The sequence below is a fragment of the Streptomyces rubiginosohelvolus genome, assembly GCF_014649875.1.
GTDB classification, from domain to species: domain Bacteria; phylum Actinomycetota; class Actinomycetes; order Streptomycetales; family Streptomycetaceae; genus Streptomyces; species Streptomyces rubiginosohelvolus.
This window is the reverse complement of sequence record NZ_BMTW01000004.1, coordinates 146,318-169,045: the sequence shown is the minus strand read 5'-3', so window position 1 is coordinate 169,045 and position 22,728 is coordinate 146,318. Positions and strand designations below refer to the sequence as shown.

The 22,728-nt window shown below is 70.6% G+C and carries 20 protein-coding genes and 3 pseudogenes; 10 read left to right on the top strand and 13 right to left on the bottom strand.

Going from position 1 to position 22,728, the window contains the following annotated elements; genetic code table 11:
• The first annotated feature begins 120 nt into the window (after positions 1–120).
• From IE134_RS13050 to IE134_RS13025, 6 genes are all read left to right on the top strand, one after another.
• Entirely contained in the window at positions 121–1,155 is a 1,035-nt protein-coding gene (locus tag IE134_RS13050) for an ABC-2 transporter permease (protein ID WP_030714519.1), read from the top strand.
• 243 nt (positions 1,156–1,398) lie between these two features.
• Complete coding sequence (locus IE134_RS13045; protein ID WP_157849987.1) at positions 1,399–1,566, top strand: hypothetical protein; 168 nt, start codon at positions 1,399–1,401, stop codon at positions 1,564–1,566.
• Positions 1,567–1,570: 4 nt separating this feature from the next.
• Complete coding sequence (locus IE134_RS13040; protein ID WP_030714517.1) at positions 1,571–2,170, top strand: sulfite oxidase-like oxidoreductase; 600 nt, start codon at positions 1,571–1,573, stop codon at positions 2,168–2,170.
• Positions 2,170–2,877, top strand: coding sequence for a ferredoxin reductase (locus tag IE134_RS13035; RefSeq protein WP_098018790.1), 708 nt, complete (start codon positions 2,170–2,172; stop codon positions 2,875–2,877). Before IE134_RS13040 ends, IE134_RS13035 begins: the two co-directional genes overlap by 1 nt.
• A gap of 33 nt (positions 2,878–2,910) precedes the next feature.
• Entirely contained in the window at positions 2,911–3,210 is a 300-nt protein-coding gene (locus IE134_RS13030) for a DUF6510 family protein (RefSeq protein ID WP_030714512.1), read from the top strand.
• Positions 3,211–3,446: 236 nt separating this feature from the next.
• Positions 3,447–4,421 carry an alpha/beta hydrolase gene (locus IE134_RS13025; protein ID WP_098018793.1) on the top strand — a complete coding sequence of 325 codons (975 nt, stop codon included), beginning with the start codon at positions 3,447–3,449 and terminating at the stop codon, positions 4,419–4,421.
• Positions 4,422–4,466: 45 nt separating this feature from the next.
• Here IE134_RS13025 and IE134_RS13020 read toward each other — a convergent pair whose 3' ends face one another.
• Positions 4,467–5,360, bottom strand: a complete 894-nt coding sequence (locus IE134_RS13020; RefSeq protein WP_126932020.1) for a bile acid:sodium symporter family protein — start codon at positions 5,358–5,360, stop codon at positions 4,467–4,469.
• A gap of 294 nt (positions 5,361–5,654) precedes the next feature.
• On the opposite strand from IE134_RS13020, the gene IE134_RS13015 reads away from it, so the two are divergent.
• Positions 5,655–6,488 carry a PIG-L family deacetylase gene (locus tag IE134_RS13015; protein ID WP_189430672.1) on the top strand — a complete coding sequence of 278 codons (834 nt, stop codon included), beginning with the start codon at positions 5,655–5,657 and terminating at the stop codon, positions 6,486–6,488.
• A gap of 45 nt (positions 6,489–6,533) precedes the next feature.
• Here the strand turns inward: IE134_RS13015 and IE134_RS13010 are convergent, their stop codons facing one another.
• From IE134_RS13010 to katG, 3 genes are all read right to left on the bottom strand, one after another.
• Positions 6,534–7,427, bottom strand: a complete 894-nt coding sequence (locus IE134_RS13010) for an oxygenase MpaB family protein (protein ID WP_098895173.1) — start codon at positions 7,425–7,427, stop codon at positions 6,534–6,536.
• Between the two features lie 122 nt (positions 7,428–7,549).
• The gene (locus tag IE134_RS13005; RefSeq protein ID WP_098018798.1) at positions 7,550–9,061 is read right to left on the bottom strand and encodes a DUF4246 domain-containing protein; all 1,512 of its coding nucleotides are present in this window, start codon (positions 9,059–9,061) and stop codon (positions 7,550–7,552) included.
• Positions 9,062–9,207: 146 nt separating this feature from the next.
• Positions 9,208–11,463 carry a catalase/peroxidase HPI gene (gene katG, locus IE134_RS13000; protein ID WP_030714488.1) on the bottom strand — a complete coding sequence of 752 codons (2,256 nt, stop codon included), beginning with the start codon at positions 11,461–11,463 and terminating at the stop codon, positions 9,208–9,210.
• Positions 11,464–11,849: 386 nt separating this feature from the next.
• Here katG and IE134_RS12995 point away from each other — a divergent pair, with 386 nt between their 5' ends.
• On the top strand, positions 11,850–12,260 hold the full coding sequence (locus tag IE134_RS12995) for a Fur family transcriptional regulator (protein ID WP_030714484.1): 411 nt from the start codon (positions 11,850–11,852) through the stop codon (positions 12,258–12,260).
• A 37-nt stretch (positions 12,261–12,297) separates the two neighbouring features.
• On the opposite strand, the gene IE134_RS12990 is transcribed toward IE134_RS12995, so the two are convergent.
• From IE134_RS12990 to IE134_RS34625, 4 genes and pseudogenes are all read right to left on the bottom strand, one after another.
• Entirely contained in the window at positions 12,298–13,194 is an 897-nt protein-coding gene (locus tag IE134_RS12990) for a ferredoxin family protein (protein WP_030714481.1), read from the bottom strand.
• Entirely contained in the window at positions 13,191–14,435 is a 1,245-nt protein-coding gene (locus tag IE134_RS12985; protein WP_030714478.1) for a cupin domain-containing protein, read from the bottom strand. The genes IE134_RS12990 and IE134_RS12985 overlap by 4 nt, the downstream gene beginning before the upstream one ends.
• The gene (locus IE134_RS34430; RefSeq protein WP_089114373.1) at positions 14,432–14,800 is read right to left on the bottom strand and encodes a BatC protein; all 369 of its coding nucleotides are present in this window, start codon (positions 14,798–14,800) and stop codon (positions 14,432–14,434) included. Before IE134_RS34430 ends, IE134_RS12985 begins: the two co-directional genes overlap by 4 nt.
• A 295-nt stretch (positions 14,801–15,095) precedes the next feature.
• Positions 15,096–15,454: pseudogene (locus IE134_RS34625) on the bottom strand (transposase); the annotation flags it as partial.
• A 251-nt stretch (positions 15,455–15,705) separates the two neighbouring features.
• Between IE134_RS34625 and IE134_RS12970 the strand changes: the two are divergent.
• Positions 15,706–16,701, top strand: a complete 996-nt coding sequence (locus tag IE134_RS12970; RefSeq protein ID WP_126932049.1) for a GNAT family N-acetyltransferase — start codon at positions 15,706–15,708, stop codon at positions 16,699–16,701.
• 96 nt (positions 16,702–16,797) lie between these two features.
• Here the strand turns inward: IE134_RS12970 and IE134_RS12965 are convergent.
• Positions 16,798–17,330 (bottom strand): annotated as a pseudogene (locus IE134_RS12965) (transposase); the annotation flags it as partial.
• 45 nt (positions 17,331–17,375) lie between these two features.
• On the opposite strand from IE134_RS12965, the gene IE134_RS34100 reads away from it, so the two are divergent.
• Positions 17,376–17,744, top strand: coding sequence for a DUF6221 family protein (locus IE134_RS34100; RefSeq protein ID WP_229823536.1), 369 nt, complete (start codon positions 17,376–17,378; stop codon positions 17,742–17,744).
• Here the strand turns inward: IE134_RS34100 and IE134_RS34095 are convergent.
• The 4 genes and pseudogenes from IE134_RS34095 to IE134_RS12945 form a co-directional block, all read right to left on the bottom strand.
• Positions 17,721–18,386 (bottom strand): annotated as a pseudogene (locus IE134_RS34095) (AIPR family protein); the annotation flags it as partial. The gene IE134_RS34100 and the pseudogene IE134_RS34095 overlap by 24 nt on opposite strands.
• Before the next feature lie 830 nt (positions 18,387–19,216).
• A complete protein-coding gene (locus IE134_RS12955) occupies positions 19,217–20,155 on the bottom strand; it encodes an SAM-dependent methyltransferase (RefSeq protein ID WP_098018804.1) in 939 nt (312 codons plus the stop codon).
• Positions 20,156–20,231: 76 nt separating this feature from the next.
• The gene (locus IE134_RS12950; protein ID WP_189430541.1) at positions 20,232–21,320 is read right to left on the bottom strand and encodes an NAD(P)-dependent alcohol dehydrogenase; all 1,089 of its coding nucleotides are present in this window, start codon (positions 21,318–21,320) and stop codon (positions 20,232–20,234) included.
• Positions 21,317–22,726: an aldehyde dehydrogenase family protein gene (locus tag IE134_RS12945; RefSeq protein ID WP_189430539.1), complete on the bottom strand. Its 1,410-nt coding sequence runs from the start codon at positions 22,724–22,726 to the stop codon at positions 21,317–21,319. Before IE134_RS12945 ends, IE134_RS12950 begins: the two co-directional genes overlap by 4 nt.
• Positions 22,727–22,728: the final 2 nt, after the last annotated feature.

Genomic DNA, 22,728 nt, shown 5'->3' with positions numbered 1-22,728 from the left:
GGTGTGGGGTGCGTCGCACCGGTCGGCCACCGGTCGGCAGCCGGGCGTGGCGGGCGGGCCACCAGCCGTTCGGGTGCTTCCCGCCTGCGGGGCGGCCGGTCGTCCCGGACTGTGGAGACCATGAAACAGAGCACCTTGTCCGAGGTGAAGAGCGCCGTCACCCCCCGGGCCACGCTCCTGGTGATCGGGGTCGTCGCCCTCCAACTGCTGTTCGTCGTCTCCTATGTGGGCGCGTTGCACGAGCCCAAGCTGAAGGACGTCGCCTTCGGAGTGGTGGCACCGCCGGCCGCGGTCGAGCAGACGGTGCAGCGCCTGGACGAGCTGCCCGGCTCGCCGCTGGACCCGCGCGCCCTGCCCGACGAGGCGGCGGCGCGGAAGCAGATCGAGAACCGGGACATCGACGGTGCGCTCGTGGTGCGCCCGGGCGGCACCACCGATACGCTCCTCGTCGCCTCGGGCGGCGGCAGAACCCTGGCCGTCGCGCTGGATTCGCTCACCGGCGACGTGCTGGGGGCCCAGGGGCGTACCGCACGCCTGGTCGACGTGGCTCCGGCGTCGACGCACGACTTCAACGGGCTGTCCTCGTTCTACCTGGTCGTCGGCCTCTGCGTCGGCGGGTATCTGTGCGCGTCGATCCTCGCGATCAGTACGGGGGCCCGGCCCGCCAACCCGACCCGCGCGGCCACCCGTCTCGGCACGATGGTGCTGGTCGCCCTGGCCGGCGGGCTCGGCGGAGCGATCATCGTCGGACCGGTCCTGGGCGCTCTGCCGGGCAGTGTGTGGGCGCTGTGGGGGCTCGGCGCGCTGATCGTCTTCGCCGTGGGCGCCGCGACGCTCGCCCTCCAGGGCCTCTTCGGCGTCATCGGCATCGGCCTGGCGATCCTGCTCATCGTGATCATGGGAAACCCGAGCGCCGGCGGAGCCTTCCCCGCGCCGATGCTGCCACCGTTCTGGGAGGCCATCGGTCCCGCCCTGCCACCGGGAGCGGGCACCTGGGCGGCCCGCTCGATCACCTACTTCGACGGCAACAGCATGACCTCGTCCCTGCTGGTGCTCTCCGCCTGGGCGGTCGCCGGAGTCGTCATCACCATGCTCGCCGCCGTACTGCGGCAGCGTCGTGCCACGGAGCCGAACTCGCCCGGGGACGCGTCATGACGAAGGTGCTGTTCGTCGTCCCGGCGGCCGATCGCTGAACGCTGCGGGACGGAGGTCCATCCCTCGGGGTTCTGGGGGTGAGAGGTGTCCGGCGGACACCCGCATCACGGTCCCGCACACGCCACGGAGCACCGGCCCGCCCGGTTGCGCGGGTACGGCAGGCAGGGAGCATGGAAAGGTGCCACCGACAGGGCAGGCGAACTTCCAGCCCCCAGCACGCGACATGTCCCCCAGGAGGTCGGCATGAGCGAGCCCGATGATCCTCTCGCCCCGTGGACGGACCGGCTGCTCCGGCTCGGCGACGGCGTCGCGCCCGAGGCCGCCCGGAGTTTCGTGCACGATCTGTACGTCCGGGCCCAGGCCGACATCGACAAGGAGCGGGCGGAAGCCGAGTTCGAGCGGGAGGAATGAACCCATGGGCGACCTGTCACCGGGGTTCCGGGGGAAGACCCACGCCTTCGCCGGCCGGCTGCCACCGGGGCAGTATCCGACCGAGTCGTTTCCCGTCCTCTCCGCGGGTCCGACCCCGGACGTCCCCACCGACCGATGGTCGTTCACCCTGACCGGCGAGGCCGGCGAGAGCCGTTCATGGACCTGGGACGAGATGATGGCGCTCCCGCAGGAGGAGCCCACCGTCGACATCCACTGCGTGACCCGCTGGTCGAAGTTCGACACCCGCTGGCGCGGTGTCCCCCTGGACGTGTTCCTCGACGCGATGGAGACAGCGGCGGACTTCGTCGTCGCCGAGTCCTTCGACGGCTACACCACCAACCTCCCGCTGGAGGACGTCACCGACGGCAAGGCCTGGCTGGCGCACTCCTTCGACGGCTTCGCGCTCTCCCCGGACCACGGCGGACCGGCCCGGCTCGTCATCCCCCACCTGTACTTCTGGAAGTCGGCGAAATGGGTCAAGGGCCTCCGGCTCACCCTCGACGACGAGCCCGGCTTCTGGGAGTCGGCCGGCTACCACGACTACGGCGACCCCTGGCGCGAACAGCGCTACTGGAGCGACTGATGCACGGCTGGCGACGGGCCCGCCTCACCGAGCGGACGAAACAGACGGCGACCGGCCGCACGCTGACGTTCGAAGTGCCGCACTGGCCGGGACACCTTCCTGGCCAGCACGTCGACGTACGGCTCACCGCGGACGACGGGTACCAGGCCGTACGCAGCTACTCGCTCGCCGCTCCCGCCGACGCCGGTGGCGACCGCATCGAGCTGGGAGTCCAGGCGGCTTTCGGCGGCGAGGTCTCCCCGTATCTGGCCGACGACCTCCCCGTGGGCGCCGAGGTCGAGGTCATGGGACCGCTCGGAGGCTGGTTCGTCTGGACACCGCAGGACCACGGCCCGCTCCTGCTGATCGCCGGAGGCTCCGGTGTCGTACCCGTGATGGCGATGCTCCGGGCACGGGCGGCATCGGCGTCGGGCGACCCCTGCACGCTCCTCTACTCCGTCCGCGCCCCCGACGAGGTCTGGTACGCGACCGAACTCGACGCCGCCGCAGAGGGCGTCCGCGTCCGGCTCCTGTACACCCGCACCGCACCGGAGGGATCGCGGCGCCCCGCCGGACGCATCACCACGGACGATCTGCTGGGCATGCCGCCTCCCACGGACACCCGCTGCTACGTCTGCGGCCCGACCGCCTTCGTCGAGCACGTCGGCGAACTGCTCCTGGCCGCCGGATACGGACCCGACCGGATCCGTACCGAACGCTTCGGCTGACACATCCGCGTCGCACGGTGAGGAACCCCTGCCATGACCGAACACCCCCTGTACGTCGACGGCAACGCCTTGGCCGGTCCGCTCGGCGAGGTCTTCGCCGTCGACCCGACCACCGCCTGGCGCTCGTGCCCCTCCTGCCGACTGCCCGCGACCCTGGCCCAGTTGCACGTCTACGGCCCCGAGCCCGGCCTGACCGCCCGCTGCCCGGGCTGTGCCGCCGTCGCCCTGCGGGTCGTCACCCAGCCCGAGTACCTCTGGCTCCAGCTCGGCGGGGGAGCGGGCGCTTTCCGCTTCACCCTTCCCGCCGTGGCGCCCGGTGTCAGGCGTCCTTGAGGCACCGCCACGGTCCGGTCCGACCCCGCCATGACCGTCGGCCGTCCACCGGTCCCGCCGTGGCATGAACGCCTGACCGGTTCCGTGCCGGTTGCGGGGGATGAATGGGGCGCAAAGGATGGAATCGCTCATTGCCGTTCGGGGCGGGCACCACCCCGGCCTCGACGGCTGACGCTTCAGCGGCCGACCGGGTCGCGCGCACCGGGCACGCGGCGTGCCCACGACAGGGAGTCGACATGACCGATCTGCCTCCTCCGATCACCCCCTACCTGGAACCCGCGGCGAAGGAACTGTGCGAGGCCACGGATCCGCATCCGCGGATCTACGAGGTCCCCCCGGAGAAGGGCCGCGACATCCTGCTCGGCCTGCAGAGCGACCCGAGCGTGCCCCGCCCGGACGTCGACGAGGAGTGGGTCGACGTGGACGCGGGCCAGTGGGGCACGGTCCGCACCCGGATCATCCGGCCCAAGGGATCCACGGGACTGCTGCCGGTGGTGTTCTACATCCACGGCGCCGGCTGGGTCTTCGGCGACGACAAGACCCACGACCGCCTCTTCCGCGAACTCGCCGTCGGCGCCGGAGCCGCCGGGGTCTTCCCCGTTTACGACCGCGCGCCCGAGGCCAAGTACCCCACCCAGGTCGAGCAGAACTACGCCGTGGGCCAGTGGGTCCTGGAGCACGGGGCGGAGCACGGACTGGACACCTCGCGGATCGCGGTCACCGGTGAGTCGGTGGGCGGCTGCATGTCGGCGGTGTTCGCGCTGATGAACAAGGAGCGCGGAGGCATCGACCTCAAGGCGCAGGTCCTGCTGTACCCGGTCGCCGACGCCGACTTCAACACCCCTTCGTACCTCCAGTTCGCCGAGGGCTACTACCTCACCCGCGACGGCATGAAGTGGTTCTGGGACGCCTACATCGGCAACCCCGCCCACCGCAGCGAGGTGTACGCCGCGCCCCTCCACGCCTCCCTGGACCAGCTCCGGGGCCTGCCCACCACGCTGGTCATCACCGACGAGGCGGACGTCCTGCGCGACGAGGGCGAGAAGTACGCCAACCGGCTGCGTGAGGCCGGGGTGGACGTGACCTCCGTCCGCGTGGCGGGCATGGTCCACGACTTCCTCCTGCTGGACAGCCTGCGCGACACCCGCGCCGCGAACGTCGCCCGTACCCTCGCCGTCGACGCCCTCAGGAAAGCGCTGCACGACGGCTGAGACGACTTGTCGGCGGACCCGGCCACCTCGCCGCGCCCTCTCGGGTCAGGCCGTCCGCGCGGATTCCTCGGCGGGGAGCCGGCTGCCGACACGCGTCATCAACAGCCCGGCGAGCGCCGCGACGGGATAGGCCAGGACGCCGTAGACGGCTGCGGGCACGGCCAGGCTGACGCTGCCGAGCACGCTGATCGCCAGTGTCATGGCGACCGCGCTGTTGTGCACGCCGATCTCCATGGAGCAGGCGATCGCCTGCCGCTTGCCGACGCGCGCCAGGCGCGGCACGAAGTACCCCGTGGCCAGGCTCAGCACACAGAAGAGCAGCGCCACGGGCCCGGCGTCCGCGAGATAGCCGCCGATGTTGCTCCGCTCGGCCAGCACCGCGCCGATGATCACCGCGACGAGGACGACGACCGACAGGAGACGCACCGGACGGTCCATACGGAGCGCGAACGCCTCCGAGCGCCGACGCACGGCCAGGCCGATCACCACCGGCACGAGCACCAGGGCGAAGACCTGGAGCACCTTGTCGAACTGCAGCCCGAGGCCGTCCTGCCCGATCCCCGGCTCGAAGTGCAGCAGGGCGAGGTTGGCGATGACCGGCAGGGTCACGATGGCCACGACCGCGTTGATCGCCGTGAGTGTGACGTTCAGCGCCACGTCCCCGCCGAAGAGATGGCTGAAGAGGTTGGCCGTCGTCCCGCCGGGAGAAGCGGCCAGCAGCATCATGCCGACGGCGAGTTCGGGGGAGAGGCCGAAGGCGACGACCAGGCCGAAGCACACGGCGGGCAGCAGCAGTGCCTGACAGGCCAGCGCCACGACGACGGCCCGCGGATGCCGGCGCACCCGCCGGAAGTCGTCCGCGGTCAGGGACAGCCCCAGCCCGAACATGATGACGGCGAGGGCGAGCGGGAGCATGACGGTGGCGAGGGGAGAGTCCATGTGCGGCTTCGTCTCCTGGGCGGGGGAAGGGACGGCGGGGCGGCCGCATGAACGTAACCTCGCAATGTGAACACCGTCAACACTCTGGCAGGCGGATTCCGGCCGCGGGATGGCCCCGGGGCGGCGCGCCATCGTCCGCGACGAGATCCAAGCCGAAACCGAAGCCGAAGCGCGGGCCCCGGGAACACCGGGCCCCGGCGGCACGGTTAGCTCCACCGAGGGGCCGAGCCCCGGAGCTGCGGCATGCCCGCCGCGCACTCGGACCCCGACCTGACTCCGTGGAAGGACCTCTTCATGACCGACCGGCCCCTGACCCTCATGGCCGTGCACGCCCACCCCGACGACGAGGCCACGGGAACCGGAGGAGTGCTCGCCCGGTATGCGGCGGAAGGCATCCGCACGGTTCTCGTGACCTGTACCGACGGCGGTTGCGGTGACGGGCCGGGAGGCGTCAAGCCCGGTGACCCCGGGCACGATCCGGCGGCCGTCGCCGCGATGCGTGGCCAGGAGCTCAAGGCGAGCTGTGACGTCCTGGGCGTGAGCGATCTGGAGACGCTGGACTACGCGGACTCCGGGATGATCGGCTGGCCGAGCAACGACGCTCCCGGATCCTTCTGGCAGACCCCCGTGGAGGAGGGCGCCGCCCGGCTCGCGGAACTCATGCGGCACTACCGGCCCGATGTGGTCGTCACCTACGACGAGAACGGCTTCTACGGCCACCCCGACCACATCCAGGCCCACCGCATCACGATGGCGGCGCTGGAGATGACCGAGCTGACACCGAAGGTCTACTGGACGACGATGCCGCACTCGGCGATGCGCCAATTCGAGGAGATGATGCGCGAGTCCCAGGAGGACATGCCGGAGCCGGACCCGGCCGAGGCCGCCGAGATGGAAAAGATCGGTCTCCCCGACGACGAGGTCACCACCTGGGTGGACACCACCGCGTACAGCGGCCAGAAGTTCGACGCGCTGGCCGCGCACGCCAGTCAGGGTGAGAACATCTTCTTCCTCAGGATGGGCAAGGAGAGGTTCGGCGAGCTGATGGGCATGGAGACCTTCGTACGGGTCAAGGACGCCACCGGCGCTGCTCTGCCCGAGAAGGATCTCTTCGCCGGACTCCGCTGACCCGCCGCCCGCCAGGGCCCGTACGGCCAGGGGCGTGCGGCCGCGTCATCCCTGCCGCGCCCCTGCCAGCCGACCCCGTGCTGCCGCCTGGATCCGGGAGGGTCCGAGCCCCCATTCCAGGGTGCGTCCGACGGCCGTCGCCAGCGGCCGGTCCCAGCCGACGCGGACGGCGTCCGGGCGGCGGATGCCGAGTTCGGTGCGGGCCCAGCCGGGGAGGAGCCCGGTCGAGGCGTTGGTGAGCAGGCGGACGGCCAGCCGCTCCTGGGGCGTGCGTCCGAAGGCGCGGAGGAACCGCACCGAGTCCAGCGCGGCCGGGGTGGCGTGGAGCCGGGGGCGCATGCGGGTCAGGTAGCTCTCCGCCTCGGACGCGGTACGTGGCACCTCCCGCGCCCCCAACTCCTCCGCCACGGGTGCGGCCTGGCGGTAGTAGGTGTCGCACTCGGCGGGGGTGAGCCGGTGCGTCCGGGGAGCGTACGCCTGGTGACCGGCGAGGAAGCTGCGTACCTCGGCGGTGTGCACCCAGGTGAGCAGGTCGGGATCGTCCGCGCGGTACGGCCTCCCGTCGGGGGCGGTACCGCGCACCCGCGTGTGGATGCGCCGGACGAGGCCGATCACCTCGCGGGCGGCGGGCGCGGAGCCGAACGTGGTCGTGGTGATGAACCGTACGGTTCCGTTCAGCCGCCCGACCGGATCGGCGCGGAAGTCCGAGTGCTGGTCGACCCCGGCCATGGCCAGCGGATGCAGCGACTGGAGCATGAGGGCGGCGAACCCGCCGGTGAGCATCCCGGTGGCCTGCCCGTGCACCCGCCACACCGGGTCCGCCGGGGTCATCCCGAACAGCCCCGGATCGCCGGGCGGAGCCGCGTACCGCTCCAGCTTGAGATCCCCGCCGTGCAACGCCGCAGTGAGCTCCGTCGCGATCCGGTCCCGCAGTCCCACGAACGCCTCCCGGCTTCCGCTCCGGTGTCCTCCGGCCGAGGGTATCGAGCCGCTACACCTGTCGGCCTCCGTCCGCTCCTCCGCGGCCAGGGAACGAGCTCCGTTCATCGGTTCGGCCGGGGTCAGTGCTCACAGAGGGAGAACTCCCTTTCGTAGAGCTGCTCGTTGTGTTCGTCGACGAAGAACTTCCGTTCCCGCATGAGCTCTTCGCGGTAGCCCTCGGCCTGCTCGCGCGTCATGGTCGAGGTGGCGAACCCCGGCTGCTGCGGCGGTACGTCGGATGTCGAGACGATCTTCTTCGACGGGTCGACCAGGAAGAACGCGAGGATCTTGCGATGGCCCGGACGGGTGGGGTCCGTGAGACGGAACGAGCCGACGCGGTGCTGCAGGACGTTCGGGAACGCCAGGCAGCGGCCCGCCGGGGTGGCCGCCGAACCCAGGGTCTGGTTCAGCGCCTCCTCGTCCTCCAGGCCGTAGACGTCCCGCAGGCCGTTGTCGTCGTTCTGCTCGTAGCGCGGGTCGTCGAGGGCCGTACGGAAGCTCAGCCGGCTCTCCGTGATGTTCTCGCTGTCCCAGTAATAGATACCGGTCGAGACGATCCGCTCGTTCAGCATGCCCTCGACATGCCAGGAGCCGCCGGCGTACTCGGGCTTGTCCGGGGTGAGGTGGATGGTCGCGAGTTTGACGATGACCTGGAGGCGGCGGCCGCGCAGGTCCACCCGGGCCGACGGGTCGGGCGCCGGGGGCGGGGTGAAGTCCGGGGCGTCCGGAATGACCGGGCGGCGGTTCTCCCACCACGCGTCCTGGTCCACCTCCCAGGCGCGCAGGGCCTCCTGGTACGCCTCGTCCTCGGCGTACGACGCCTTGTCCGGGTACTCCGGCTCCGAGTCGTACCACCCGAAGGGATCGGCCTCGATCCGCAGGGGCCGCGGATGGCGCAGATCCGTGAGCACGTTCTCCAGCAGCGGACGCATGCGGGTGAACACGTCCGGCAGGACAGCGGCTAGGTCGCGATGGGTCTCGGGGTGGACGTTGTTGACGTACGAACGGAAGACCGTGTCGCCGTCGGCGGTGACCTCGACGTCCGTGGGCAGCCACTGGAACTTCTCCGAGAACTCGTAGGCCGCGTAGCGGTGGTCGGTCTCGCTCTGCCAGGCCCGCTCGGGGGCGTCGCTCACCCCCTTCACCAGACAGAACAGCGAGGGATGCACCAGGTCCAGCACCTGCCCGCCGGACCCGGGATGCCAGTCCCGCTCCGCTGCGGGGACCTCCTCCAGCACCCGGACCGCCTCGCGCAGCCGGGACCTGAGCGCGTCGTCGACCAGGGTGTCCGACTGCCACACCCCGTCGACCACGGACACCTCGATTCCCGCCCCGGCGTCCCGCAGCGCGGCGTAATGGGCGAGCTCGGCGAGGACATAACGGATCTGCGCCTCGGTGAGCCCTTGGGCGGCCGCTTCCCGTGTCCACCTGGCGACGATCTCGGCATCGTTCATCTTGTCGAACCAGCCGGGCTTCGCCCTGATGTGTGCGCTGCACCGGATGATCTCCAGCTCCCGCAGCGTCCGTGGCGTCGCGAGCGCTATGGAGCGGGAGGTGTGAAAGGGCAACGGGAAAGCAGACAGGCCGGTCAACGCTCGTGATCCTCCGCGTCGGTGAATGGTGGCGGGAAGACTACGCGAGCGGACTGACACCGCCGCCGTCGTTCCTGCCGTCACCTGCCGGAACCGGCGGTGGGGCCGGTGCGCGTACGCACCGGCCCCACCGCTGGAGGAGGCTGTCAGACCAGGTCGTAGCGGTCGAGATCCATGACCTTGGTCCAGGCGGCGACGAAGTCCGTCACGAACTTCTGCCGCGCGTCGTCGCTCGCGTAGACCTCGGCGAGGGCACGGAGCTCGGAGTTGGAGCCGAAGACCAGGTCGGCGCGGGTGCCGGTCCACTTGACCTTGCCCGACGAGTCGCGGGCCTCGAACTCGTCCTGCGTCGACGACGTCGACTTCCAGGTGATGCCCAGGTCGAGCAGGTTCACGAAGAAGTCGTTGGTCAGCGTGCCCGGGCGGTCGGTGAGAACGCCGTGCTTCGAGCCGCCGCTGTTGGCGCCCAGCACCCGCAGACCGCCGACCAGGACGGTCGTCTCCGGGGCGCTCAGCGTCAGCAGGTTCGCCCGGTCCAGGAGCAGGTACTCGGCGGGCAGCCGGGCCGCCTTGCCGGTGTAGTTGCGGAAGCCGTCGTACGCGGGCTCCAGCGCGGCGAAGGACTCGACGTCCGTCTGCTCCTGCGTGGCGTCGACGCGGCCCGGGGTGAACGGGACCTCCACCTCGACACCGGCGTCCTTGGCCGCCTGCTCGACCGCCGCGCTGCCCGCGAGGACGATCAGGTCGGCCAGCGAGACCTGCTTGCCGCCCTTGGCGTTGAAGGACTCCTGGATGCCTTCGAGGGCGCGCAGGACCTGGGCCAGCTCGTCCGGGTTGTTCGCCTCCCAGCCGCGCTGCGGCTCCAGACGGACCCGGGCGCCGTTGGCGCCGCCGCGCTTGTCGCTGCCGCGGAAGGACGCGGCCGAGGCCCAGGCGGCCGAGACCAGCTGCGCCACGGTCAGGTCCGTGCCCAGCACCTGCTCCTTGAGCGCGGCGATGTCCGCGCTGTCCAGCACCTCACCGGTGCGCGCGGGCAGCGGGTCCTGCCACAGCAGCACCTCGGAGGGCACCTCGGCGCCCAGGTAGCGCTGGATCGGGCCCATGTCGCGGTGCGTCAGCTTGTACCAGGCGCGGGCGAAGGCATCCGCGAACTCTTCCGGGTTCTCGTGGAAGCGGCGCGAGATCTGCTCGTACGCCGGGTCGAAGCGCAGCGACAGGTCGGTGGTGAGCATCTGCGGCTTGTGCTTCTTCGACGCGTCGTGCGCGTCGGGGATCGTCGACTCCGCGTCCTTGGCGACCCACTGGTGCGCACCGGCCGGGGACTTGGTCAGCTCGTACTCGTAGGCGAAGAGGTTGTGGAAGAACTCGTTGCCCCACTGCGTCGGCGTGCTGGTCCAGGTCACCTCCAGACCGCTCGTGATGGCGTCCCCGCCCTTGCCCGACTTGTACGAGTTGCGCCAGCCGAGGCCCTGCTCCTCCAGCGGGGCGCCCTCGGGGTCCGCGCCGACGCTCTCGGCCGGGCCCGCGCCGTGCGTCTTGCCGAAGGTGTGGCCACCTGCGATGAGGGCGACGGTCTCCTCGTCGTTCATCGCCATCCGGCGGAAGGTCTCGCGGATGTCGCGGGCGGCGGCGATCGGGTCCGGGTTGCCGTTGGGGCCCTCGGGGTTGACGTAGATCAGACCCATCTGGACCGCGCCGAGCGGGTTCTCCAGCTCACGGTCGCCGGTGTAGCGCTCGTCGTCGAGCCAGGTGGTCTCGGGGCCCCAGTAGACGTCCTCCTCCGACTCCCAGACGTCCTCGCGGCCGCCGGCGTAGCCGAAGGTCTTCAGGCCCATGGTCTCCAGGGCGACGTTGCCGGTGAGGATCAGCAGGTCGGCCCAGGACAGCGCCTGGCCGTACTTCTTCTTGACCGGCCACAGCAGCCGGCGGGCCTTGTCCAGGTTGCCGTTGTCCGGCCAGCTGTTCAGCGGGGCGAACCGCTGCTGACCGGCGCCCGCGCCACCGCGGCCGTCGCTGATGCGGTACGTGCCGGCGCTGTGCCAGGCCATCCGGATCATCAGCGGTCCGTAGTTGCCGAAGTCGGCCGGCCACCAGTCCTGCGAGGTGGTGAGCACCTCGGCGATGTCCCGTTTCACCGCGGGCAGGTCCAGCGCCTCGAACGCGGCCGCGTAGTCGAACTCCTCACCCAGCGGGTTCGCCACGGCGGGGTTCTTGGCCAGGATCTTGAGGTTGAGGCGGTCCGGCCACCACTGGCGGTTCCCGCCGCCCTGCGTGGGGTGCGGCGCGCGGCCGTGTGCCACGGGGCAGCCGCCGGCCTGCGCCTCGGGCTTCTCGGGGACGGCCGTCTCGGGCGAGTCCGGGACGACGGGGTCGAAGACGTGCGACTCGTTGTTCTCGGTCATGGGTGATCCTTCCGGACCCGGCGGGTCGTGGGGCGCTGAACGGGGGAGGAGGATTCGGTCCGTACAGAAGGGGCACGCTGATTTTCGGGTCCCGCCGCGGGTCGCCCGAGCGCCTCGCGGACCACCGCACCCGGCGATCCCGGGCGGTGCGACGACGGCGCTGGGCCGACGGGCGGCATTGCGCGGTCGACCGGTGGGGTCCCGTCGCGTGTCTCTGCTGCCGTACCGGAGTCTTCCTGTCTCTTGGATGTCGCCGGGATCGATCCTACGATGGACTTCGTCCAAGTCAAGAAGCAAGCTAAAACCATAATGACGGGGGCGCGGCGTCGGCGCATTCTTCGCGCGGGCCGCCCGCCCCCTCCGGCGAGCGGAGCAGGTGAAACGAGATGAGCGACCTCCTTGGGCGGCTGCGGGGCCGTGGCTGGCGCATGACCTCCCAGCGGCGTGTCGTCGCGGAGGTCCTCGACGGCGACCACGTCCACCTGACGGCCGACGAGGTGCACCTGCGGGCCGCCGCACGACTGCCCGAGATCTCCCGAGCGACCGTCTACAACACGCTGGGCGAGCTCGTCGCGCTCGGCGAGGTGCTGGAGGTCTCCACCGTGGGCCGCGCCAAGCGCTACGACCCGAACGCGCGCAACCCCCACCAGCACCTGGTCTGCTCCGGCTGCGGCACGGTCCGCGACGTCCACCCGGTCGGCAACGCCATCGGCGATCTGCCCGAGGAGGAGCGGTTCGGATTCGCGGTCGGCTCGGTGGAGATGACCTACCGCGGGCTGTGCCCGGCCTGCGCCTGACCAGCGGCGGGGGCCGGCCTCGGGAGCGGGGAGTCCGTCATCGGTCCCGGATCGACGTCACGTCGTAGACGAGCGCGGAGCTGTTCGCCGGTCCGCGGCAGGTCAGTTGGCGTGCCGGCGTGCGCCGCGCCCGTACGTCGACGTCCAGCAGCCTCGTGTGCGGTGCCCGGCCGCTGACGCCGACGCGCCAGCCGTCGTCGGTGGCGACCGTCGCGGTGACCGCGTAGTCGTGCCTGCCCGCCGGGCCGAAGCGGCGGAGCACCGCGGCCACCGCTGCCTGCTGCGGCGGTCGGAGGGTGGTGTAGCCCCGCAGGTGGTCGGCGCGGATGCGGTCGGCCAGATGGTCCTCGACCACGGCGACCGCCGAGCGGGGGTCCAGATTGCCGTAGTAGACGCCGTCGGGTACGACGACGACGTTGGCGGCGAACCGGTCACCTCCCACGTGCGTGCACTCCCACACCAGGTCGGGCCAGCGTGCGCTGAGGGCCTGGCCCACGGGCCGGCCGCGCACCGCGCAACAGGCGTCGTGCAGGCCGTGCGCGCAGACGAGGACGACGGGGGCGAGGCCCGGCTCCCCCGGGGAGTCCAGGGCGGTCACGATCTGCGCCAGGTCCTGGTCGCGGTGCCAGGTGCCCCACCGCTGCCGCAGCGCGCCGGAGCTGTCGTGGTGCAGCACCGCCCACCGGTCGCTCCCCTCGGGGCGGCGGCGCCCGTGCCGCCTGACGAGGAGGATCCGGGCCCGGTTCGCCCGGGCCGCGGCGAACACGAGGGTCTTGGTCTCCGGATCGAGGTCGAGGCCGTCGAAACCGTTGGCGGGCCAGGCGCGCCGGTACTCGATGAGGACCCAGACGGAGCCGAAGGGAGCCGTGCCGACGAACGGGTCATGGCGGGCCCTGGCCGCGTCGGCGCAGAAGAACCGGCCCGGCGGGGTCACCGGTCCGCGGGCACCAGCACGCCCGCCCGCAGCAGCCGCCCGGCGAGTGCGAGGCCGAGGTCCCCGGCGGTGTGCACCCGGCCGTCGAGCAGCCGGGCCACGGGTACGAGGTCGGATGCCGGGAAGTCGAGGTACCCCACACGGGTGAACAGGCGTGTTCCCTCCAGCCGGGGTTCCAGCGCCTTCCGCAGCCGTACGGGAGAGGTCGTCGCGAGGCCGCTCAGCGCGGCGAGCTGGGCCACCGGCCCCAGTGGTGCCGGGCGGGCCTGGGACCGGCGGGCGCGGTGGAACGGCGGGGCGGGGTCGGCCTCGGCGACGGCGGCCAGCAAGCGCTCGCGGACCAGGTCCAGGACGGCGTCCGTGCCGTTCGAACCACCTGGTTCGTCCGGCCCGTTCGACTCCTGTTCCGCCAGGGGAAGGGAGCGGCGCATGGACGGGTCCTCGCCCAGGGCCGCGAGGGCGGCCCTGGTCAGATGTTCGGCCAGCGCGTAGCGGGTCCAGGCGTGGACCCCCAGCGTCAGATGGATCGAGACCTCCCCCTGGGCCTGCGCCGAGTGCAGCCAGCCGCGCGGCAGGTACAGCACATCGCCGGGGCGGAGCATCGTGTCCAGACGGGGCGTGCCGTGCGCGGCCCGGTCGGCGACGGCCGCACGGTGATCGGTCCACGGCTGATCGCGCAGCGGATCCGGCAGTACGGGCTCGTGGATCACCCACCGCTTCGCCCCCTCGATCTGGAGGACGAACACGTCGTGCACGTCGTAGTGCGCGTCGAACCCGCGGTTCTGCGGCGGGGTGACATAGGCGTTCGCCTGTACGGGGTGCCCCAGCTCCGCACTCAGACCGGAGACCAGCTCCGCCACCGGCTCCCAGGTGCGGTGCAGCGCCTGCAGGACGAGCGTGGCGCCGTCGGCGAACGCACGCCACAGGGCCGTGTCGTCGAGCTGGTCGGCGACGGTCGCCCCCACTCCGGCGGGTGCGGTGAAGGACGACGACGGAAGCGTGGCGCCGTCCTTGGCGACCCGGAGGAACGGCGTACGAAGCCCCCGGCGGGAGATCAGCTCGTCCACGGCGGACGGGGAGAAGACATCCGAGAAATCGCTCGCCCCGCGCGTCAGCGACGCTGTCCGGCCCCAGACGTCGCGGGCGAATTCCTCCCGGCCGAGCCCGGTCAGCCGGGACTCCAGGATTCCGGCGCCTTCACGCGCGCCGGAATCCTGGACCTCGGTGCTGGACAGGCTCAAGAGCCGCTGCCGGCCCCGCCGTCGGCGCCACCGTCGGCTCCGCCGTCGTGGACGCCGGGCGTTCCGGCCGCTCCGCCGTCGGCAGGCCCCTCGGCTCCGCCGTCCGCGCCACCGTCGGCCCCGCCGTCGTGGACGCCGGGCTTACCGGCCGCCCCGCCGTCCGCGGGTCCCTCGGCTCCGCTGTCGGCTCCGCCGTCCGCGCCGCCATCAGCGCCGCCGTCGTGGACCCCTGGGGTGCCGGCCGCTCCGCCGTCCGCGGGCCCCTCGGCTCCGCCGTCCGCTCCGCCGTCGTGGACGCCGGGCGTACCCGCCGCTCCCCCGTCCGCAGGTCCCTCGGCTCCGCTCGCGTCGTGCTCGGTCATCATTCCTCCTGGGATCACACCACGGGGACGATGGATTTCCGCTGTCCGGAAACCCGGTCGCCGGGACGTCGATCTGCACTGAAATGGCCAGTAATCACCGTATCCCTGCGGCTGGAAAACATCGATTCGAGCGGTCTGGAGTCGTCCGAATGCCGGAACGTGAGGCGGCGGCGGGTTGGCGACCGTCCGCTACCTCGTCGGCGATCCGCCGGTCAAGTCCTCGGTCAACCTCGATCACCGGGAACAACGCAACCGCACGGCGCAGATTGCCGTGATCTCCCAAGACCTGTCCGGGCAATCACGTGCGGAGCCAGATGGCGATGGCTGCGGGGGTGACGGTGCCGAGGAAGACGTAGCCGCGCTTGTCGTAGCGGGTGGCGACTGCTCGTGCGGGCTTGAGTCGATTGATTGCTCGCTCGACGGTATTGCGTTTCTTGTACCGCTCTTCGTCGAAGCCGGAGGGCCGTGCGCCGCGTGAGCCTTTGCGTAGGCGGGCGGTACGGCTGTCTGACTTCCCGGACTGGTGTGCCGGATGCCTCGATGTCGCAGGTACTGGCGGCAGGGCCTGTTGCTGTACGCCTTGTCAGCCGCGACGCTCTGAGGCTTCTTGCGCGGCCTGCCGGGCCCGCACCGTAGGACGCGGATCTTCTCCGGCACTCATGTGAACTGGGCGCAGTCCGAGCCCAAATGGACTTTGGTGATGAAGCCGCCGCGCGGCCCAGGCGCTCGCCCGGTCCGCCACCTCCACCAGGTGGCCGCGCAGGTACGGCCGCAGCCGTTCGCACGCCTCGTCCGTCGAATCCCCGCGAACGGTCATGCTGCGGAAAACGAGTTCTGCCGTCTGATCGGCACGGCCTACGCTTCCGTGATCGATGACACCGCATATCCAACGTAACGGGGGTCTTGGTGTGAGCGTGGACAGCGGCAACGGGCTTGCATCGCTGGAAAAGTTGCCTGGCTACGTCCTCCGGCCCTTTCACGGCCGCGAAGACCACAACGCCATGGCCGCTGTGCGGCTCGGCTGTGCAGAGCGGGACCGGATCGACGCCCGCTCGGTTGTGGAAGGTCTCCCGACGGCAGCCGAGATCGCCGAAGCCTCCGCCAAGCTCGACGACCCATCAGAGAACCAGGCATTGGTGGAGCACAACGGTGGTGTCGTCGGCTGCTCGACGATCAGGCGGTGGCAGGAGCGGGACGGGACGTGGTTGTACCTGCACCGCGGCTACCTGCTGCCCGAGCACCGCGGCCAGGGCATCGGCTCAGCCATGCTGAACTGGGCAGAAAGCCGTATCCGTCAGCTCGTGCAACAGCATGGAACCGCACAGACGGCCGTGCTCGGCGCGAACGCCATGGCCTCTCAACAGGATGCAACGGCGCTCCTGCTCGATTCGGGATACCGGTCTGTCTTCAGCCTGGTAGAGCTGGAGCTGGCCGATCTCCAACAGCTCCCCGACGGCAAGCCGTTGCCGGCCGGCATCCGAGTCGGAGCTGTCGATCCAAGCAGCTACCGCGCGGCCTGGAAAACGATCGTCGATTCATATGCGGAGGCCCCCTTCACCGAGAGGTGGACGTTCGAGAGCTTCCTCGCCACGGCCGACCCGACCTGCTGGCGGGCTGCTTGGGATCGGGAAGATATGGCCGGTGTCGCCCTGTGCTCCATCCGTCGGCAGGACGCCACCGTGGGCGAAGTCGAAGAATTGAGCGTCCGGAAAGAGTCGAGGCGTCTGGGACTTGGGCGGGCCCTGCTACTGGACGGGCTGCGATGCCTTCGCGAGCACGGTGCAGAGACTGCCCGGTTGTACACCGGCACCGCGAATCCGCACCGATCCTACGACCTCTACGAGGGCGTAGGCTTCCGGCGCCAGAACGAGCATGTCCGCTACCGCAAGCCGATCTCCGTCTGATCCGGCAGAGGAAGCTCCGCAGCGCCTTGTCGGTGCGGATTCCCGAGGACTGAGCCCGGCTTGATCGCCCGGACAGGCCCTGAGGGCAGTCCCGTATTTCCAGTCCGGGAGTTCGCCCTGCCCGCGCTCGCGGCGGTGGGGGATGAGGACTCCGGTGCCCGGGTAGCCACCGTCGGCCATCGTCAGTGTGTTGCCGACGGCCGCCTTGGCGCCGGACTCCTCCCACGCCTTGCAGTCGTTGCGGTTCCCGGCGAGCGGTCGGCCGACCACGACGACCAGGCCGGTGTCGGCGTCGATGACAACCTGGCGGTTGGTGGAGTACCGGTAGTTCTTCGACCGCTCGGTGATGGTGTGATCCCTGGTGGGCACCAGGGTGCCGTTCACGATGAGCACGGTGTCCTTCGCGAACCGCTTGCGGCGCGAGCTGCCGCATCGTGAGGTTCGTGCGCCAGTAGGCCGTGACCAGCAGGGCCCGGTCCTCCAGTGCAAGGCTCCACGGCCGGCCCTTGCGGACCGCTTCCGCACCTGCGCGTCGCAGCGCCGTCGCCAACTTGCCGAACTGCCGTGAGCTGAGCCCGGTGAAGAGGGGCTGCCCAAGAAGGCTCCGACGCCGTGATCACACTCGCCAAGGCGAGATCGTTTCACGGTGCCCAGTGCAACGCGAGAATGCCCCTATGACTGAAGAGCTGGTGAAGTTCCTTGAGGCGCGACTGGACGAGGAGGCCGACTTGGCCCGACGCTGCGACGGTGACGGATGTGGTGAGTGGTCAGCCCACGGACACACCGTCGACTTCTGCCAGGTTGACCTCCCTGGCTTCCACCCCACGATTGCCCGGCACGTGGCTCTCCACGACCCGGCCCGTATCTTGCGTGAGATCGAGGCCAAGCGGCGCATCCTGGCCCGCCATGCCCGCGACCCCTGGCCCTGCCACGACTTGCGCGATCTTGCTTCGCCCTACGCCGACCATCCGGACTTTCCTGTAGAGATCAAGGTCAACGCGAGACGAGAAGATCTGCTGGTATCGCTTGTCGTCCAGCAGTAGGGCTTCGGAGTACCTGAGCGCGTTGTGCGGTTCGCGAAGCGCAAAGGACGTGAATTCGCGGGCCAAGCGACTCATGGAGACTACTTGCTCCAGCTGGAACCCGAGGTTGCGGTAGTAACTCGCCCGCCGCTCGTAGTAATAGCCGCCCCCGTGCGTGAGGCTCTCCTCGATGTCCTTCTGAATGGATTCGGTTGCCCTGAGGGCGCCAGCGGGAAGTTGGGTCTGGCTATTGGTGGCACGGATGATCCTGTCACGTGCGGTACCGGACTCGGGTGCGACGACAATCTTGACCAGGAGTGACCTGTCGCGATGTTGTCCGCCGGATTGAAAGTAACTGTAGACCTCGTGACTGGTTTGGAGTCCGTTGACGATTTGTGGATCCTTGATGACGATTTTCTTTCCGGCTATCTGCGCGGCGTCGGCGACAACTGTAACGCCGTTGTTGAACCACCAGAAATCCTCGCCGGTTCCCGATTTCAGGGTCTCGCTGATCGCATTGTTGACCGTGGTGGAGCCGGCGTAATCACGGACATTGGATTCGAATAGTTCCAGGCGGAGTGCCTCATTTTCGGAGGTGATGAATTTGTAGTACTCGTCCAGTCTGGCCAGGCATACGTAGCCTTCGCCGAGTGATGTGCTCATTGGAGTTTCGGAGAACACGAGTTGCGCGACAGCTCTGGCGCCCCGAGCTGTCCGCTCCCGTAGATCGGCTGCGCTGAGATACTCGATTGTCGCTTCGGTATCGGACGTGATTTTCGCGAGTTCGCGGCGGAGTCGGTCTCCTTTGGCCTTGACGTTTGGGTGGGGCCCCTCGGCGGCTTTGCTCGCATAGATCACTTTGACCCGGACCTGTGGGAATGAAGACGCGAGGTCTTCGAGGACATGGAGGAACCGACGTGTACGCTCCAGAAGCTTGGCATTCGTGTGAGAGGTCAGTTCGTCCTCGTTCCGGCTCATGTCGAGGAGTGTGGGGAGATGAAAGTGAAGCTTCTCGAAGACCGACTCCTGGTAGCCGGGCGACGTCTTTGCCTGGAGCAGGACCAGTTCGATCTTGCCAGCACGTGACGGAAGGTACTGGCGCGCATCTGCAGTGATGTAACGGCCATCGACGAAAGACCAGATTCCGTCGATTCCGCAGTCGTGCGCACCATCGACGATACCGTCGAGAATCTCATCGTTGTCGAGATCCCAGTCCTGCAACGCCTTGTCGGCGGCGAAGAACGTGAAGAAATCGTCTCGCCCCTTCTGCGGCGCCAGCCTCAGATGTTGATCGTCCAGGATCCGGTCCAGAAGTCGTTGATCGTTGTTCTGCACCGACGACATACAACCCCCCAGAGGTATGTGAGCGGGACAAGATGATTGCAGGACTGTGTGGCAGAGGGATAGTCCCCCGGCATGGACCAAGTTCGGGCAGGACCGAGGAAGAACGCTGGGCAACTCCGCTCGACTGCCCAGGTCTTGTTAAGCGGGTCTCACCGCTTGATTCCGGCACCGGCGGAGCCCGGCTTGTCCGCGAACACCCACCGGTTGCCCGCCAGCGCGTCGTTCGGCTCGGGCAGGGGACCGCGTCCGTGCAGGCGGGTGAAGTCGAAGGGGGTGTGGACCGAGGTGGACCAGCCGCGGTCCGTCAGACGGCCCGCGGAGTCGGGGCGGGGAGCCAGGTCGAACAGGTCAAGCAGGTCGATGCCGATCTGGTCCCTCGTGGCCGTGTACAGCGGGCTGTCGCGGTACGCCAGCAGGTCCTTTTCCAGCTTCACCTCGAAGGCCAGCGCGCTCCCGCCGGCGCTCAGCCCCGCCACCGTGTCGATGAGGTAGGTCTCGGCGGCCGGCGGCAGGTAGAACAGCAGCCCCTCGACCAGCCAGACGCTCGGCGCGGCCGGGTCGAAGCCGACGCCGGGCAGCGCGTCGGCCCAGTCGGCGCGGAGATCCATCGGAACCGGGACGCGCGCCGCCTTCGGGGTGGCCGGAAGACCGCCGAGTACCCGGTGCTTGAAGGCCAGCACCTCCTCCCGGTCGATCTCGAAGACCACGCAGCCGGGAGGCCAGTCGAGCCGGAACGCCCGCGCGTCCAGCCCCGCCCCGACCAGGACCACTTGGCGGGCGCCCCCGGCGCGCACCGACCGGAGGAGGAAGTCGTCGAGGACACGTGTCCGCAACCCGAAGTACCGGGCGAACCGGCCCCACAGCGGGTTCGCCTCCCCGTCCGGGACCTCCCGGGGGTGGACCGGCCAGTCGGCGGACGCGGGAGCCGCGCGTACGAAGTGCTCCGCGTAGACGTCCCTGGCCAGGCTGTCGGGGCGGTGGGTCTCCAGCGCCCGCGCCGCCGCGACCAGGAGAGCGGTCACCCCGACCCCTCCTGCCACGCCCTCCACACCGGTGCCGTCGGTGTTCCGATGTGCCGTGTCGACCATGTGTACTCCTTTGATAGGCATCGAAGTGATAGGCATCGAAGGCGGGGAAACGCGTGGTGCGCGGAATGCGTGCGGCTTACGGGATCAGCACCGGCTTCACCACCCGGCCCGCCTCGCAGTCCGCCTCGGCTTCGTTGATGTCGGTGAGCGGGTACGTACGGATCAGCTGGTCGAAGGGGAACCGTCCGGCCTGCCACAGCCTCGTCAGCCGGGGGATCATCAGGGCCGGGACCGCGTCCCCCTCGCAGATGTGGGAGAGCCTCCGGCCCCGGTCCAAGGTCCCCGGCTCCACCGGGAGTTCGGTGTGCAGCCGGGCCACCAGGCCGAGGTGGCCTCTCGGGCGCAGCGACCGGAGTGCGTCGTTGATCAGCGGGGCGGAGCCCGTGGTGTCGAGGGCGTACCGCGCGCCGCCGTCGGTCAGCCGCCGGATACGGTCCGGCAGATCGCCCGATGCGGCGTGCAGCCCGGTCGCGTTGAACTTCTCGGCGAGGGCCAGCCGTTCGGGGCGCCGGTCGACCGCCACGACGACGGCCCCGGCGGCGGTGGCCGCCATGACCGCCGCCAGCCCCACCGCCCCGGCGCCGAAGACCGCGACGGTGTCGCCGGGGCCCGCGCCGAAGGAGTTGAGCACCGCCCCGGCGCCGGTGAGGAAGCCGCAGCCGAGCGGGCCGAGCAGTTCGAGCGGGAGCGCGGGGTCGACCCGTACGGCGTTGCGGGCCGGGACCATGGCGTACGCGGCGAACGAGGACTGGCCGAACCACCGCGGTGCCAGCGTGCCCCCGGCCGCGTCGGTGAACCGCGCCGCGTTCTCGGCGCGTCCCCCGAAGAGGTTGAGCGCGGCGAACGCGTCGCAGTAGGCGGGGGCCGCACCCAGACAACTCCGGCAGTGGCCGCAGGAGTCGAAGCTCAGCACGACGTGGTCGCCGGGGCTCAGCCCGGTGTCCGCCCCGCCCGTCTCGACCACCACCCCGGCCCCCTCGTGGCCGAGCACCGCGGGCAGCGGGGAGCGGCCCGCCGAGCGCCGGACGGCGAGATCGGTCCGGCACATACCGCACCCCGCGATGCGGACCAGCACCTCGCCGTCGCCCGGCCCCGCGTTCAGGATCACCTCCTCGACGGCGAACGGGTCCTCGTACGAACGCAGCACCGCGGCGTCGAAATTCATGGCCGGTCCTCCAGAGGGCGGTGTACGACAAAGGGGCTGAGGTTGCCGTACAGCCCCCACGGCCCGCCCGCGACGCCGACGCCGCTCTCCTTGACCCCGGCGAAGGGCTGGGCGAGGGAGAGTTCGGCGTGGTGGTTGATCCACGCAGTCCCGCACTCCAGCCGGCCGGCCACCGCCTCGGCCCGGTCCAGGTCCGTTCCCCACACCGAGCCGCCCAGCCCGAAGCGGGTGGCGTTCGCCGCGTCGACGGCCTCGTCGACGCTCCCGTACGGCAGCACCGGCAGGACCGGACCGAACTGCTCCTCCGTCACCACCGGGCTGTCGGGCGGGACATCGGTCAGGACCGTCGGGGCGTGGAACCAGCCCGGCCGGTCCAGCCGGTGGCCCCCGGCGGCGGCCCTGGCCCCGTCCGCGAGGGCCCTCGCCGTGTACCGCTCCACCCGGGCCAGCTGGGCGGCGTTGTTGAGCGGCCCCAGCTCCGTACCCTCGTCGAGGCCCGCCCCGACGACCACCGCCTTCGCCCGTGCCGCCAGGGCCTCCACCACCCGGTCGTGGAGCCGGACGGGGGCGTAGACGCGTTTGACCGCCATGCAGACCTGGCCGCAGTTGCGGAACGCCGCCCAGAACAGCCGGTCCGCAATCCGCTCCACGTCCACGTCGTCCAGCAGGATCGCGGCGTCGTTGCCCCCCAGCTCCAGGGTGACCCGGGCCAGGCCGGACGCCGCGCCCGCCGCGACGGCCCGCCCGGTGGGCACCGAACCCGTGAACGTCACATGGCGGATCCCCGGGTGCGAGGCGAGGAGCGCGCCGAGGGGGTCGCGGCCGGTGAGCACCGTCAGTACGCCCTCGGGCAGGGCGGCGGACAGGACGGACCCCAGCAGCCGGGTGGTCAACGGCGTGAAGGGGGAGGGCTTGAGCACCACCGTGTTGCCCGCGGCGAGCGCGGGCGCGAACTTCGCCGAGGCGAGCTGGAGCGGGAAGTTCCACGGGACGATGGCGGCGACGGGCCCGAGCGACCGCCAGCGGATCTCGCTGTGCACGGCTCGGTCGTCCGCAATGGTTCGGGGCTCGGGGGCCGCCGCGGCGAACCACCGCAGCCGGGCCGCCGTGCGGGCGATCTCCGCGTACGACTCGGTCAGGGGTTTGCCCTGCTCGCGGGTGAGCAGGGGCGCGAGCTCAGGCCCGGCCGCCTCCACGGCGTCGGCCGACGCGAGCAGGGCGGCGGCACGGGCGGCGGGGTCGGACCGCCAACTCCGCCAGGCCTCGTGGGCTTGGCGGACCGCCGCGTCCAGCTCCTGGGCCCGCTGGTCGGGAGCCTCGTCGAAGGCCTCGCCCGTCGCCGGGTCGAGCACGGCGAAGCGCTCACCGGCGGCCGCCTGGGCGGGACCGGGCTGGTACGGCGCCACGC